The organism is Gluconobacter roseus NBRC 3990, from assembly GCF_006538885.1.
GTDB classification, from domain to species: Bacteria; Pseudomonadota; Alphaproteobacteria; order Acetobacterales; family Acetobacteraceae; genus Gluconobacter; species Gluconobacter roseus.
In genome coordinates this window covers 17062-31644 of record NZ_BJLY01000004.1, presented here as the reverse complement: position 1 = coordinate 31644, position 14583 = coordinate 17062, and the positions used below count along the sequence as shown (strand labels likewise).

General features: G+C 52.9%; 12 protein-coding genes. 6 read left to right on the top strand and 6 right to left on the bottom strand.

Features of this window, described 5'->3' with window-relative positions:
• Positions 1 to 209 precede the first annotated feature (209 nt).
• From GRO01_RS10170 to GRO01_RS10160, 3 genes are all read right to left on the bottom strand, one after another.
• Positions 210 to 1313, bottom strand: a complete 1104-nt coding sequence (locus tag GRO01_RS10170) for a glycosyltransferase family 4 protein (protein ID WP_231490089.1) — start codon at positions 1311 to 1313, stop codon at positions 210 to 212.
• Positions 1313 to 3364, bottom strand: coding sequence for a GumC family protein (locus GRO01_RS10165; RefSeq protein ID WP_062507782.1), 2052 nt, complete (start codon positions 3362 to 3364; stop codon positions 1313 to 1315). Before GRO01_RS10165 ends, GRO01_RS10170 begins: the two co-directional genes overlap by 1 nt.
• Before the next feature lie 142 nt (positions 3365 to 3506).
• Positions 3507 to 4991 (bottom strand): exopolysaccharide biosynthesis polyprenyl glycosylphosphotransferase, encoded by a 1485-nt coding sequence (locus GRO01_RS10160; RefSeq protein ID WP_083541252.1) that lies wholly within the window; start codon positions 4989 to 4991, stop codon positions 3507 to 3509.
• Positions 4992 to 5236: 245 nt separating this feature from the next.
• Here GRO01_RS10160 and GRO01_RS10155 point away from each other — a divergent pair, with 245 nt between their 5' ends.
• Together GRO01_RS10155 and GRO01_RS10150 are read left to right on the top strand one after the other, a co-directional pair.
• Positions 5237 to 6577, top strand: a complete 1341-nt coding sequence (locus GRO01_RS10155; protein ID WP_062507778.1) for an outer membrane beta-barrel protein — start codon at positions 5237 to 5239, stop codon at positions 6575 to 6577.
• A gap of 141 nt (positions 6578 to 6718) precedes the next feature.
• Positions 6719 to 7180, top strand: a complete 462-nt coding sequence (locus tag GRO01_RS10150) for a polysaccharide biosynthesis/export family protein (protein ID WP_231490087.1) — start codon at positions 6719 to 6721, stop codon at positions 7178 to 7180.
• A gap of 51 nt (positions 7181 to 7231) precedes the next feature.
• Here GRO01_RS10150 and GRO01_RS10145 read toward each other — a convergent pair whose 3' ends face one another.
• On the bottom strand, positions 7232 to 7411 hold the full coding sequence (locus GRO01_RS10145) for a hypothetical protein (RefSeq protein WP_062507776.1): 180 nt from the start codon (positions 7409 to 7411) through the stop codon (positions 7232 to 7234).
• Here GRO01_RS10145 and GRO01_RS10140 point away from each other — a divergent pair.
• Genes GRO01_RS10140 through GRO01_RS10125 form a run of 4 tightly spaced genes read left to right on the top strand, consistent with a single transcriptional unit; the run spans position 7410 to position 11729 of the window.
• Entirely contained in the window at positions 7410 to 8558 is a 1149-nt protein-coding gene (locus GRO01_RS10140) for a glycosyltransferase (RefSeq protein ID WP_062507774.1), read from the top strand. The genes GRO01_RS10145 and GRO01_RS10140 overlap by 2 nt on opposite strands.
• Before the next feature lie 16 nt (positions 8559 to 8574).
• Entirely contained in the window at positions 8575 to 9963 is a 1389-nt protein-coding gene (locus GRO01_RS10135; protein WP_167494590.1) for an O-antigen ligase family protein, read from the top strand.
• The gene (locus GRO01_RS10130) at positions 9956 to 10612 is read left to right on the top strand and encodes a phosphatase PAP2 family protein (RefSeq protein WP_062507770.1); all 657 of its coding nucleotides are present in this window, start codon (positions 9956 to 9958) and stop codon (positions 10610 to 10612) included. The genes GRO01_RS10135 and GRO01_RS10130 overlap by 8 nt, the downstream gene beginning before the upstream one ends.
• 1 nt (position 10613) lies before the next feature.
• The gene (locus tag GRO01_RS10125) at positions 10614 to 11729 is read left to right on the top strand and encodes an SEL1-like repeat protein (RefSeq protein WP_062507767.1); all 1116 of its coding nucleotides are present in this window, start codon (positions 10614 to 10616) and stop codon (positions 11727 to 11729) included.
• Positions 11730 to 11797: 68 nt separating this feature from the next.
• Here GRO01_RS10125 and GRO01_RS10120 read toward each other — a convergent pair whose 3' ends face one another.
• Together GRO01_RS10120 and GRO01_RS10115 are read right to left on the bottom strand one after the other, a co-directional pair.
• Positions 11798 to 13333 carry an oligosaccharide flippase family protein gene (locus GRO01_RS10120; RefSeq protein WP_141306993.1) on the bottom strand — a complete coding sequence of 512 codons (1536 nt, stop codon included), beginning with the start codon at positions 13331 to 13333 and terminating at the stop codon, positions 11798 to 11800.
• Positions 13334 to 13342: 9 nt separating this feature from the next.
• Positions 13343 to 14452: a glycosyltransferase WbsX family protein gene (locus tag GRO01_RS10115; RefSeq protein ID WP_062507762.1), complete on the bottom strand. Its 1110-nt coding sequence runs from the start codon at positions 14450 to 14452 to the stop codon at positions 13343 to 13345.
• Between the last annotated feature and the right edge of the window lie 131 nt (positions 14453 to 14583).

The following is a 14583-nucleotide window of genomic DNA, read 5'->3' as shown; positions in this document are numbered from 1 at the left end:
TACCATATGGCTAAGAGCGGATGTAGGTATTGGATTGGAAACGAACAGGCGATTTGAAGCCAAATCCGCGATTGAACACCACAACTGCATCCTTGTGGGAAGAGGAGCGGAGGAAGTGTCTTCGTTCGTGGTAAATTCTTGTGCCCTGACTGGCATCACAGTGCCAATTGAGGCCAGCATAGCCAGTATGTGAACGATGCGGAGAATCTTCAGCACTTGGAGAATTCCTCGCGCATGATATCCAGAAGTTTACCGGCTGCGATTGACCAGCGGTATCGGTTCACCTGTTCCCGGCCCGCATGGCGAAGCGTTCTGGCAACATCGGGATTATCAAAAATTTCCAAAACCCGGGACGTCAGATCGGCTGGCGTGAAACCGTAGAGAGCAGCCTGGCCGCAAACTTCACGCAACACAGGGATGTCGCGCGCAACAACGGGGCAACCCGCTTCCATGGCCTCGACCGGCGGAAGACCAAAACCTTCGTAAATGGAAGGAAAAACAAAGCAGCCTGCATCCCTGTAAAGGGCGTGAAGTTCTTCGTCTGTCACGCGACCGACATAAGTGGCATGCTGCAGATCAGGCATGTCAGTGTCAAAAACCCGTTTATTCATTCCGCCGCTGATGACCAGCTTCAGTCCGCGTTGGGGTAATGTCGCTGCCAGATGATCAAGTGCTGCAAAATCTTTGTGCGGAGCCATATTGCCCACAGCCAACACATACTTCCCTGCTTCCAGTCCACTGCGTTCCAGAATGGTTCTGTCTGCTGGAAGACGCGTAGCATGTTCCGCACCTTCGGTAATGACACTGATCCTGGCCGGATCAATCCGGAGATGGCGGGCAATGTCATTGCGAGCGAAGTTTGATACCGTGACAATACGGGTTCTGCCTGACGCCAGTAACCGGTGCAGGGTTTTGTAGTAGACACGAAACTGCTGCGAATAGGATTGGGGAGTGGAAAAGACGCCGGCATCATGGATGACGACGATCTGACGACTGTTCCGTGCTGGCAGAATAAGAGGGCCAGTATTTCCCAGATTCACAAGCAATCCCAGGCCTGCGGCTCTGGGCAGATCAATCTGCTCCCAGAGCTGGCCTTGAAAACGGCCACAAGGTCGTACCGGAAAACCCATATCAACAGGGGGCGACGCAGAAGAAGGGACCTGTGGTGTCAACAGTTCGGGGCGCGGCAGGTCAACTGGCCAGATTTCCGAAAGTGCGCGTGTAATCTCCGTCGCAAAACGCTGCACTCCACTGAGGGACTGAACGGAAAAACGTCCATTCAGAGAGATCCGGGGCATGGAAGAAACAGACATTATGGTGCGGAAACAAGCTTGCGATAGTAGGAATATTCTCCGATCCGGACACTCTCTTCGGGGTGCAGATTTTCAATGTCGACAAATGTCAGAACGGCACCCAGGCAGTTTGCATGATGGGTGCGCAGAATTCTCTGTGCTTCAAGAACGGCACTCGCAGACGTATGATGCCATTTGACGGCGAGGATTACTCCTTCAGCGAAAGAGGCCAGAACACCCGCCTCGGGGAAGCTCAGAACTGGTGGCGTGTCGATGATGATCTGATCGTAATCATCGCGATGCGTTTCCAGAAACTGCGCCAGGGCTTCAAAATTCATTACCCCGCGTTCGCTGCTCTGGCTGGCCACGAAAATATCCATTCCTGGCAACGCTTCGCGAATGAAACCGTCAGCGGTTTCATTCAGCCCCAGCGACAGGAGGACGCCTGGACGATGGGCATCACAATCGATCAGAAGGGCCCGTTTGCCGAGCGCCCCCACACTGCTGGCAAGCGAAATGGCAAGTGTGGTTTTGCCTTCGCTGCCTACAGCCGAGGTAATAACCGTGGTTTTCGTGCGGATGGAAGGATTACCGAAGGTCAGGATGGCCCGCATGGAATTAAGCATCCGGCCGTACAGGGAATTGCTATAGCCCAGTTGCTGCCGCAGGGGACCTTCAAAGCGCGGAAGGGCCCCAAGGCCGAACAGATGGGTCTGCTGTTCAAGCTCGCTGAGGGTCCGAAGAGTGCTGCGGGAACGGTCTCTCAGCAGAGCAGCGCAAGCTCCAAGTCCTAGGGAAATCAGGAGTAGTAGCACGCCATACTGTTTTTTTGGTGGCCCTGCTGGTCCGAGAGGCTGATCAGCAGGCGTGATAAGGCGTGCTTCTGCCTGCTGTATGGCCGTCTCGGCAGAAATCTGACCAACGCGGGAAAGGTAATCCCGATACAGGGTCTGTGCGGCTGTTGCCTCGCCCACAAGCTGTCGCAGGCGGATGTCAGCGTGCTCTTCTTCCGTCGCATTTGCTTGCAGGATGTTTGTACGCTCTTTCAGAGCGTTGACCCGCTGTTGAGCAGCTTCAGCCTCGTAACGGAGGTTCTGCAGAAGCTTGCGGCTTTCCGTGGCAATCTGGGCTTCAATTCGCGCCTCTTCGGCCCGGGCAGAGATCAGTTCCGGATTCTGATCGAGAGCGGTGGCGGACAGCGTCGAGATACGTGCATTGATCCGCGCCTGCTGAAGGAGAAGACTCTGGATCAGCGGTGACGCCGTGATTGCGGTAATGGTCTCGATGTTTCCGCCTGACTCAGCCTGACTGTATATCGCCTGCTTTCGCGCCAGATCTGCTTCCGCCTCACCAAGTTCACGATTCATCTGTGTAAGACGCACATCATTCTCTGTCGCGGGAAGCGCAATACGCCCCTTACGATCTGCATCATTACCCGTATCGTCTCCAAGCAGATGCAGATTGTGTTCCTGCCTGTAGCGGGAAACAGCCTGCTCTGCCTGAATCGCTCTTTCGCGCAGCGGGGCAATCTGCTCCTCGAGAAGAACGCTTGCATTGCGGGCCGCCTGAATCTTGGCCTGCTGTTCGAAGTCGAGATACGCGCGCACATAGGCATTGGCGATAGCGGGCGCGAGGTCGGGCGTGGCAGACCGCGCGGTTATCCCGAGGATCGCCGAACGACCGTCATTGCTGATGACCACCTTCTGCATGAGCAGGTCGGAAACCAGCTCTTCATGCTGTTCAGGTGTCAGGGGAGCCGGGGCTTTCTGAAGACCGAGGCTTCTCTTGAGCTTTGACAGAAGCGAGGGACGCAGCGCCTGCTCATATTCCGGGGTATCCGTAAGATGCAGTCTTTGCGTCACCATCAGGGCGATTGCCGGACTTTTGATGATGCGGAGCTGGGTATTGAGCGCGACCAGATCCAAAGCATGATCGGCATAGGGGCTGAGTTGTGACGGCGATATCATGCCGCGGGCCCCTACCGCGACTTCAGCAACAGACTGATAGTAAGGTTTGAGGCTCGCAATGGCGAGGACCCCTAGAAGGAATGTGCCGCCTGTGACGGAACACATCAGAAGCCTGTGCCTTTTGAGACTTGAAAACAACTGGCTGAAACCAGCGAATTCCTGCTCGTGGGCAGGAGTAATCTCAATTGGATAAGAGGGTTTCGGATTCATCGTAGCAGAAATCTGACTCATAAATATTAATTTCCGCTTACCGAGCACCGCGTCTCAGAAAAACTGCCGGAAGGGTTTTCGCCAGGATGGCGACATCGTGCCAGAGAGTCCAGTTACGAACATACCACCGATCAAGCTGAACACGTTCAGCATAACCTGTATCACTTCTACCACTAACTTGCCACAACCCGGTAATTCCCGGACGGATCGCTTCGTAATACTCGAAATTCTCACCATAGTGATGGACTTCCGCCTGCACGATAGGACGCGGCCCCACCAGGCTCATTTCCCCTCGGATAACGTTAAGAAGCTGCGGCAGTTCATCCAGGCTCGTTTTCCGGAGCAGATGTCCAATACGGGTGATCCGGGGGTCACGACGCAGTTTCTGTGTCTCCTGCCATTCTGCGGCTGCCTCAGCATCGGTTTCAAGAAGATGCTTCAGGATTTCATCAGAATTTTTCGCCATTGTGCGAAATTTCAGGCACTTGAATTCACGCCCATTCTGACCGATCCGGCGATGGCCATAAATTGGCTGCCCACCCTCCAGAGCAATGAGCACATAGAGGATCACGTAGACAGGAAAAACGAGCGCAAACAGGATTACGGCCAGCAGAAAGTCAAACGTGAATTTAAAAAAACGATGAACAGGTTCTTCCAGATTGCTCCGATAGGACAGAATAATAGTATCATGACTGAAATAGGATGATTGCGTCAGACCGTGAGTAGGCATTCCGGAGACCTGAGGGATCAGGGCAAAGGGAATGCGCCTCCGGGTCAGTCGCTCGATAAGGTCCCGAGAACGCGTATCGGTTGGATCAAGGCATAACAGAAACTCGAACCCGCGGGAAAAATTCGTTTCCTCAGATGCCGCAAGGAAGTTTATCGCTTCCTCCGGACTGAGACGCCTGGTGATTTCGTAGCTGGGAAGGGATTCACTATTCAGGATACGCCTTGCCTGGTCCGTTTCTGCCTCACCCCCAACCAGCAGTGTAGGGATTTGCCATAAGCGGACTGCGTGCAGTCCGCGACGACAGAACTGCCGAAGCAGTTCGCTGCAGAACGGAAAAATGACCCAAGGCAGCAGGATTGCCATCCGCAGATCGGAAATCTGGAACGCAAATGCCCAGAAGCCCGATGCCAGCAGGGCACAGAACGACGCTGCGATCAGACGCCCGAACTCGCTCCAGAACGGGAATCTGTTACGGTATTCACCGCTGACAAACATGTAGAGCAGAACACCGATACAGATCGGCATGAGATGGCCTGCTGCACGGGATGCATTCAGGCTTGCATCAAGAAACAGCGGCGCACCGACTGACGAATTGTGAACAGCCGAAGCAATCCAGCTTCCAGCCACCCCCGACAGAAATACAGCCACGAGATCACTGAAAAAAAAGACGAGCGGTATCCGACGAGCAAGCTCCACAACAAACCGGGGGCGAACATTGCCAACCGCAGAAATCATCGTCTTGTCTGCTGAGGGTTTGGAAGCAGCCCGATCAAAGGAGAAGGATAATCTCATCGGTTCCCCGTAGAATGACACTCATTATCGAAGGCGATAGCAGTGTTATTCACGGCCACTTTCCGAACGATATATAACAATAGCAACTTGTGTCGTTGACGACGATATCTATTTACATAAAAATTAACAAAGGTCTACATCAACTTGAGTTAATAAAACGTTATAGCAGCATTCACGTTATGATTTTCGACTGTTTCCACGGGAAGGATTTCTTGAGAAGTGTTTTTCTGATAAGAAATTGTCGCATGTTTTTGTATCGGGAAAAATCTGGTCTGAGCGTATTGTTCGCTTTGGGAATCGGGGCGTCTTTCCAGTCGCCGCTATTTCTGGGCAACGCAGCATATGCACAGGTCGTTACACAGAACCTTTCGGCTCTGGGTAGTCCTGAAAGCAGTGCAACCGCAGATGCTTTCCAGTCGGATACAGATTATCGATACGGGGCTCAGGGCCTCAGATTCGGCCCTTGGACTATCAATGGGAAGGCCTCCGAAGGATGGGGTTACACCAATAACGCCGACCAGATTATGGGCGGCGTTCCCAGCGCAGCCAGCCAGACCAAGGCAAATCTGGAAGGATTACTCATTCAGAGCCGGAGGCACATCAGGGCTGGGGCATCCGTTGATCAGCTTTACTATCCCGAGCGCGAATTACAGGATCAGACTAACTGGTCTGCATTTTTGTCAGGAGATGAAAGTCTGGGCCATGATCGGCTCGAGTATCATCTGAGCCATGAAAAAATGACCCAGATGCCATTTGACCTGGGCGCATTGGCCGCAAATCGACCCATTCCCTATTTCATACAGGATTTGGCTTTGGATGATCGGATCGAAACGCACGGAAAGCTCTCGATAATTCCAAACTTTGATCTGAAACGCTTTCAGTTCGCAGATCTGGGGGGAAACGATATTTACCTGCAGCAGTCCTACCGTAACCGGGTGCTGTTCTCTGAGGGGGTCGGGTTGCGGTATTCCATGGCCGAAGGTAGCGACCTTCTGATGATCGCCCAGGGTGTCGAGATCCGGTATTCGAATAATCGTTTCAATCTTCCTTCCAGAAACTCCAATGGTTTTTCTGCTCTGGCGGGATATGATTACAAAATGCCTGGCCCGTTCAGCGTTCGGGTATTAGGGGGATATCAAGGCCGCATCTACGCTGCATCGGCCTATAAAGCCCTTAACACCTTCTATGTTGAGCTACGGGGAACATGGACGCCCACGCATCTTACACGGGTTTCTCTGACCGTATCGCGTGGAATTGCAGACAGTGCTTTCGAAAGTGTGGTCGGCTTTGTTTATACCAGCGCTGCACTCGATATCCGCCATGCCTACTCCCGCAACCTCGTACTACATGCCGGGGCTCAGATTCAGCAGGGTCGAGGAGGAGGAACACCGGCTATTTTCGAACATACTCCACTGTATCAGGTTATGACATCCCAGCTGAATGCTGACTTCAACGTCGGCTTCGACTGGGCGCTAGACCGGAACTTCTCTCTGGAAGCATCGAATATCTACAGAAATGCCAATGCTGTCGGAACTGAGCGATACAGTATCGATACGGCTGTGATAAGCATAAAGTATCAATTGTGATAGAATTCTCATCATGACGGATTTTTTGGGATGAGCCTTTTGCAGAGCCTGCGAAAATATATTCTTCTATGCGTGTCAGGCTGCTGTCTGGCGGCCTGTAGTCCGGGCCGGGGGCTGACAGCGGTACCAGCATACGATCCGATGCAGTATAAACTTGGGACCGATGATGAAGTGCGTCTGATGACGTATGGTCAGGATCAATTAACTTCTGATTTCCGCATCGACAGTGCAGGCAATATTGATGTGCCATTGCTGGGAAATGTACATGCATCCGGATTGACGACCCGGGAATTAGGAGAAAATGTTACGGCTGAGCTTCGGCGAAAAGCCATTCTTCGGGACGCAAAAATCGCGGTGCAGGTTACAGCCTACCGCCTCATCTCGGTCATCGGAGAGGTCGAACATCCGGGTCAGTATGCATACCAGCCGGGTATGACACTGCTTTCAGCCGTCGCAGCGGCGGGAGGATTCACATACCGGTCATGGGAACACTATGCGTATGCGATCCGGCAGGAGGGAGGAAGCACAGTCACCGGCCTTCTCTATCCTCAGAATTTTGTCAAACCTGGAGATGTCATCAAGGTATATGAGCGGCATTTCTGATGTTGCTCCCCCTTCTCCGAAGATGAGCAAGCCGCCGGTCCTTGAGATTGATCAGGAGAAAAGCCAGTAGCCTCCGGCAATCCACATGCATGTGCCGAGGAATGCTGCCAGACCAATGCCACTTCCCGCAACCGGCGTGGAAGACTGCTTCGACGACGGTGTTACAAAGAGAGCGTAAGTCCCTGCGGGCAGCGGAACTTTGAAAACCGCAGAATGAGAAAAAATAGACATGAAATCTATCCAGGTTGCGATTGTACACGAGTGGCTGGAAAACTGGGCCGGTTCTGAGCTTGTCATTGAGCAATTAATTAAATGTTACCCGGACGCAAAAATTTTCTCTGTTGTGGATTTTCTTTCCCCAAAAGACCGTGCGCGTCTGGGAAATCGAAAAATTCAAACATCGTTCATTCAAAAGCTGCCATTTGCACGTAGGTTTTTCAGGCACTATCTCGGCCTGATGCCTCTGGCGGTCGAGCAGTGGGATTTCAGTGGATTTGATATTGTTATTTCCAGCCATCATGCCGTGGCAAAGGGTATCATCACAGGACCGGATCAACTCCATGTGTCCTATGTCCATTCCCCAATGCGGTACGCATGGGATTTCCAGAACACCTATCTTCGTCAGAGCGGACTGAATACAGGGCTGCGTGGCCTTTATATCCGCTGGCTCTTCCATCGCCTGCGAAACTGGGACGTCAGAGCGGCGGCCGGTGTGGACGCATTCGTAGCAAATTCAGGTTATATCGCCCGCCGGATCCGCAAGACATGGCGACGGGAAGCCCATGTCATTCCGCCCCCCGTCAATCTGGACCGTTTTTCTGTGAATGGCACCAAGGAAGACTACTATGTCGTTGTTTCACGACTGGTGCCCTACAAGCGGATTGACCTGGTGGTTGAAGCATTCCGCCACATGCCCGACAGGAAGCTGATCGTCATTGGAGGCGGACCTGACGCGGAACTGGTCCGTCAGAAAGCGGCCGGAGCTTCAAATATCAGCCTTCGGGGGCATATCCCGGATGCCGAATTGCAGATGACGCTGAGTAAGGCCCGGGCCTTTGTGTACGCCGGGGAAGAAGATTTCGGTATTTCCCTTGTCGAGGCACAGGCCGCAGGAACTCCCGTAATCGCTTACGGACGCGGAGGGGCCTGCGACATTGTCCAGTCTGGAACAACAGGTCTCCTGTTCGACAGCCAGAGCGCGGAAAGCATTATCGATGCGGTGCGGACATTTGAGGAACATGAAAAGGACATGACGTCCGAACTCTGTCATCAGAACGCACTCCGGTTTTCGGAAGAACTGTTTCGATCGCGTTTCACGACATTTGTTGAACAGCAATGGCAGGCCTTTATGCCGTCTCAACCAGCCGACAAGGTCTGACATGGGTCTGACTGCGATGGGGCTGATCTTCTGGCCCCTCAGCCTTATCTTCTTTTTCAGAAAAGATCCGCAGCGCCTTCTGGAACTGACTGTTATTGGGGGTGTCTTCCAGGCTGCCGCTGTTCTGGTGCTGGGGGGGCTGGGCCTACAGCCCTCCATGGCTCCGGGAATGATGTTTATTGCATTCATGGGGCTTCAGCTTGCACTGGGCATCACCTTTCCTGGAGCGAGCCGCCAGATAAAATTCTGTTTGCCGCTGCTTCTCGCTTTTTCCTGGGCAATCCTGGGCTCCATTCTGCTTCCGCGTCTGTTTGAAGGCAAAGTTCTTGTCTGGCCTCAGAAGCTGGATGAGCTCGCAACGCGTATGCCGCTTTCCCCGCAACGCGGAAACATAACGCAGGACACCTACCTCATACTCGATCTCGTCATGTTCATCATGACGCTCTTGTTCCTGACAAGACGCGAGGCCGACCCGCGCCGGCTATATCTGGCCTATCTCATAGGTGCGATGCTTGCATGTCTCATCGGGTTCTGGGAAATGGCACACAGGCTTATAGGCAGTATTCCGTTCCCAAAGACCCTTTTATATTCCAATCCCGGCTGGGCTGTCCTCGATACGCAAATGAGCGGGCCAGTCCCGCGCATCAATGCCACATTTGCGGAACCTTCGGCCTGCGCGACCTTCCTGATCGGTACACTCTATTCGACAGTGTGGTCGACACTGAGAGGTTATGGCGGATGGCTGACGCGGCTCATGCTGGTGATGAGCGTAATTTGCCTGCTGATGACAACCTCAACCACTGGTTATGTTGCCATGCTGGTCGGGCTGATGCTGCTGGTCATCTATGCCATTGTCACCCGGAAACGGCAGTTGTTCCGGCGGCTGATGATGTTCATCGGAGCCGGCGTCCTGTGCATGGGCTTAACGACATTAGCCCTTGCCGCTTTCGCGCCTGATGTGATCAAGGCAGCTTCGGTCGTGATGCTGGAAACTCAGGACAAGAAACAGTCGGTTTCATACGAAGAGCGCACTCAGAAAGACAACGATTCATATCAGCTTGCTCTGGAAACCTATGGCCTGGGAACCGGGTGGGGAAGCAACCGTTCCTCCAGCCTGCTTCCGGGTTTTCTGTCTACCATTGGCATTGTAGGCGTTCTGGGGCTCGTTTTCTGGAACGGCCGACTGTTTGTAACAATATTCCGTACGCTGAGGGCAGTAGCGAATGAACAATCGCTGGATGCCTGGATGATCGAAGCAACATTTACGGCATTGCTTGGTCGGACGGTGGCGACACTGATTTCCGGTCCCGTTCTGGGAACGATGGATTTTTATGTGCTTTTGGCCGTGCTGGTCTCATCGCTGATGAGAGTTCAGGCCGGAAAGGGAAAAACGGGGCATGCCTGACAGCCCCATGATGCTTATCGGCTTTCTGAGCGATTTCGGGGACGAGAATATTCTGTGGCCCCTGATGGCGCTGATTAGCCTGACCCTCATCCTGCAACGACGATACAGGATATTTCTGTACTACTCTGCCCTGGTGCTTCTGGTCTTCGGGGGAACACTGGTCCTCAAACTCTATTTTGAGGCCTGCGGGCGGCTTCCGGGACAAAGCCTGTACAGTCCCAGCGGACATACGGCAGGGACGACTTTTGTCTATGGCGGGGCTGCAGTGCTTTTCAGCAGATATCCGCGCATGTGCTTTGTCGCGGCAGTTGGAGTGGCGCTGTTCGCAGGCTGTGCACGGATCGCCCTGCATGTTCATTCCCGTGCAGAAGTTCTTGTCGGTGCGAGCGTCGGTTTGCTGGGCGTCCTGTTTCTGACACTAGCGAGAAAGAACGAATTGCGTGCGTTTTCGGGAAAGGCATGGCTGAACCGGCCCACCGTCTTCCTGATAACCGGTGGTCTGGTTCTGACGATGGTATTGCATGGCCTGCGCTCCCCAGTGGAGATGTGGCTTGAGTATTTTTCACACCGGTTTGTTGCACCCCTCATGCGCTGTCCTGTAACCCCTTCTGCATTCCAAAAACCATCTCCTAATGATTTGGGAAAATAACATGAAGAATTTTCGTGTCCCGTTATTTGGCACCCCTGAAGAAAAACTGAAGCACGCACAGAATCTTCTGAAAAACGGAAAAACCAGACAGGGAATAAAACAGCTTCACACGCTGGCGACTGCAGGGAATGCAGAAGCCCAGTTTGTGCTCGGAGAACTGTATCTGGCCGACCGGGATGTTCCGATGAACGGAAACGAGGCCCTTCGCTGGTTCCGGCAAGCCGCAGAACAACATCATGCCAAAGCCTGTCACAGACTGGGCGTACTGAGCCATATGGGCTTCAGCGCACCTGCCGGAGATCAGGTCAAAGTGTTCGATATGGCGCTGAAACAGGGAGAACCTGATCATGCAGAAGCACTGTCTTGGGCTGAGCGGGCAGCAGAAGGCGGCGATCTGGAAGGCATGGCGCTGGCAGCCTATCTCTTGACACAGGGCCCGGAAACGCTTCGCGACATCCCAAGAGGCCGCAAGTTCTACCAGCGTGCGGCTGAAGGAGGAAATGTTCAGGGACTGTACGGTCATGGGATCACTCTGCTTGGCGCGGCGCGGACGCCCGAAGAACGCAGCAGGGCAGCGGCATTCATTCAGCAGGCAGCTCATGGCGGCCTGCCAGACGCCGAACTGATGCTTGGTACAATTCTGGAATATGAAGGCGGCAAAGACGCTCAGGCTTTGAGCCATTTCATGAAGGCCGCAACACAGAACCATCCGGCAGCGCAGATGAAAGTCGGAGTTGCCTATTATCAGGGCCGCGGTGTCGAACGGGATGTATCGAAAGCCGAGACGTGGCTGCGAAAAGCCGCACAGGGCGGCGAGGTTGAAGCGTTCGCACTGGTCGGTGATATAAACCTTCAGGGCGATGGCATTGATCCCAATTTCCTTGAAGCCCATTCATGGTATCGCCGGGCCGTCGAAGCCGGGCATATCGGAGCGGCCGTAACGCTTGCCCAGCTCGTCTACAATGGAATGGGGTGCGAGCCCGATCCTGCAGAAGCGAAGCAGCTTCTGGATTTTGCCGCAGATCGCGGAAGTGAACAGGCCATTAAACTGCGCCAGCTCCTCGAAGCCCAATCCGCTCAATCCAGTTCTCAGAACAGTGGCGTCGGGAGGAACTAGCGCCGCATATTACAAATCGAAGCGCTGAAGAGAGCTACTAACGCTTGAAGTCACCAGGAAACCGCGTCTCAGGACTGCGGCTGGGGCTTCCTGAATCTCGACAGGAGTTTCCCGACGATTTTGGCTTCAATATCATCAGCTTTTTTCCCGGTCAGATACCAGAGCCCAAGCAGAGCAAGGACATAGGCCCCTATTCCGGCCCATCCCAGAATGAACAGCCTCGCAAGCCCCGGCCACGTTGAAGGCAGAATATTGTATTTCAGACCTTCCATGACGAGGCAGGAAATGATTCCAGCCAGAGCGGTACGCCAGTTCTGAAAAAATATTTCGGTATAGGATGTCTTGATCAGAGATCTGGTCATCGTGAGGCAAACAACCATCATAATGGATGCTATACCTATACGAGCCCAGCACACCCCGATCGCTCCGAAGAGAAATGAAACGCCCGTAATAATGGGTATCTTGAGAAAGAATTCCAGAGCATTAAGGCGCATATAGAGGTGGTTTTTCTTGAAAGCCGTCACCAGAGCCCCAATACCCTCAGCCAGACCTGCAATCATTGGAGGAATGGCAAGGAGAGAAATATAAGTAACGGATTTCTCCCATTTTGGTCCCAGAATCGTGTGAACGATTTCATTGGAAAGACAAGACATCTCAATAAAAACGGGAAGAATGACCATAAAAATGGTCGTGTTCGACAGGCGATAAAGATTTCTCAGACGATCCAGATTATTACGGCTCGCGACGAGAGCAGAAAGAAGAGGACGACCCAGAGGAACGGCAATGGCCTGAGAAGGAATGCCAACGAGATCGCTTGCTATCGAAAAAGCACCAAGGGTCGGCGCAGAGACAAGACGGCCCAGAATGAGGCGATCGTATTGCCAGTTAATGGCGCTGAGAATCTGGGCACCGCTGCTCCAGCCAAGGAAGCTCTTGAAATCATTCCATCGAGACAGTGTAAAACGTGGTCTATACGCGGATACAACATACGAGACGGCCATGGAAGCAACAGCATTGGTAATCGTTGCGGCCGCAATGGCCCAATATGATCGCATTGTAAAAGCGACCAGAACGGCAACAACTACCGCGCAGCCTTTCCCCAGCAGTTCAATGGCACATTCGCGCGCAAAATCGAGCTGCTTGGCATAAATTGCGATGCCCGGACTGTGCAGTCCGCGAAATGCAGGCGCCAGACTGAGTGCCATAAGAAGCGGAAACAGTCTGAAATCGTGATAGAAAATCGAGAACGGCGCGGAAATAACGAGAATAACGATACAGATTGCGAACCCACGCAGGAAGCTCAGTGTAAATGCAGTATCGAGATGATCTTTGTCTATCAGATCCAGAACAATCAGTGCCTGATACAGAGGTAGTTCGAAAACTGCCTCTGCCAGATAGATTACGGACATGGCCAACGAAACCAGACCGAAATCGGCTGGTCGCAGAAGATGTGTCAGAACGACAAGAGAAATAAAATCCAGAACGCGGCCTGAGAGCTTGGTACCAAGCAGAAAGGCCGCTCCCCGCGCTGTTTTTGCACCTGTATCCGTCATGACTTCATGTTCCGGATTCAGGAGAGTTTCTGGCTGAGATCTGTCGGTCACGATTTCAGATCAATCCTTTAGCGCTGCCGCTACGGCTTCAAGCGGTTTCATCCCGAAACGCGTTTCAGGTTCCAGAATATTGCCTTCCGCCCATTCATTCCAGGCTTTGAAGAAAATGAAATTATCACTGCCGATCTGCCTGTTCCGCAGTACTGCCTTGCGCACATATTCGCCCAGCAGTTCAGGAGAATATCCTTCAAAGACAACCCCTCTACGTTTCGAACGTGGGGTATTGTCCCAGCCAGTCGTGACGCAGGGGATATAATCCGCAGACGCAGGAAGGTCTTTGAAAGCCTGATCGACCACATCCCGAAATGGATGATGAATCGGTGCATTCATTGCTTTTCGCAGGGCATCAGGCAGCCAGTCCGCCTTTGATGTGCAGAGAAAACGACGCAATACGCGTCTTACCAATCCTAATCCTAATGGGTTGTTGTCCAGATAATCTCCAGGCCCAAAAGGCATAACCTGATCACAACAGGTCAGAAGTTTATCGGCATCCCTATTGGCCATACCAATAACATGCAGACCCGGAAATCCGTGTTCAACCGCCAGATTTCGCAGCGCCCTAATATAAGCCGGTGGGTCAGGAAGTTCACGAACGCCATAGATCGGAAAAACAGGCCGACCATTGAAGGTAATGTAGCGAGGATCCCGGAAAGCCTTTGCGAGAAATGCAAAATGGGCCCGCATATCCTCCTCACCATTATAGGTCTGCTCCATGAGCACCTGCTTTGGGGCCCCATGCCACACACCTGTCCAGGACTGGTTGGCCCAGCACAGACAAAACGGAAAATCAGGCTTTCCTGTCTCCAGAACCTTGTTGAAGGGTTTCTCAAGAATCCGCTTTCCGTTTCCAAACCAGTAATGCCAGTAGCAAAACCCCTCAATTCCATGACTTTGGGCCATCTGCGCCTGAGCAGCATAAACCTGCTCGTCTAACAGATTGTAGTATCCCAGCTCTCCTGGAACGATAGGTTGAACATGCCCCTTGAAGAGTGGTTTCGCCTTGCGGACGTTAGTCCACTCCGTAAAGCCCTCACCCCACCATTTGTCGTTTTCGGGAATGCGATGAAATTGCGGCAAATAAAATGCAATTTTTCTTACTTCGGCGCTCAATGGGGGTCTCACTATGATACTGTTTTTTGGAAACGTAGAGAAGTCTGTCAGATTGGTCTACGCAGCTTGCCCTCCCCAAAAACTATGCCCGTTCGATGACCCGACTGTCACAGCACAGGGGAATATCGGAA

Excerpts from the sequence above, each read along its gene's own strand:
- GRO01_RS10170 (WP_231490089.1), bottom strand. The coding sequence starts at position 1,313 with ATGTCTGTTTCTTCCATGCCCCGGATCTCTCTGAATGGACGTTTTTCC.
- GRO01_RS10165 (WP_062507782.1), bottom strand. The coding sequence starts at position 3,364 with ATGTGTTCCGTCACAGGCGGCACATTCCTTCTAGGGGTCCTCGCCATT.
- GRO01_RS10160 (WP_083541252.1), bottom strand. The coding sequence starts at position 4,991 with ATGAGATTATCCTTCTCCTTTGATCGGGCTGCTTCCAAACCCTCAGCA.
- GRO01_RS10155 (WP_062507778.1), top strand. The coding sequence starts at position 5,237 with ATGTTTTTGTATCGGGAAAAATCTGGTCTGAGCGTATTGTTCGCTTTG.
- GRO01_RS10150 (WP_231490087.1), top strand. The coding sequence starts at position 6,719 with ATGCAGTATAAACTTGGGACCGATGATGAAGTGCGTCTGATGACGTAT.
- GRO01_RS10140 (WP_062507774.1), top strand. The coding sequence starts at position 7,410 with ATGAAATCTATCCAGGTTGCGATTGTACACGAGTGGCTGGAAAACTGG.
- GRO01_RS10145 (WP_062507776.1), bottom strand. The coding sequence starts at position 7,411 with ATGTCTATTTTTTCTCATTCTGCGGTTTTCAAAGTTCCGCTGCCCGCA.
- GRO01_RS10135 (WP_167494590.1), top strand. The coding sequence starts at position 8,575 with ATGGGGCTGATCTTCTGGCCCCTCAGCCTTATCTTCTTTTTCAGAAAA.
- GRO01_RS10130 (WP_062507770.1), top strand. The coding sequence starts at position 9,956 with ATGCCTGACAGCCCCATGATGCTTATCGGCTTTCTGAGCGATTTCGGG.
- GRO01_RS10125 (WP_062507767.1), top strand. The coding sequence starts at position 10,614 with ATGAAGAATTTTCGTGTCCCGTTATTTGGCACCCCTGAAGAAAAACTG.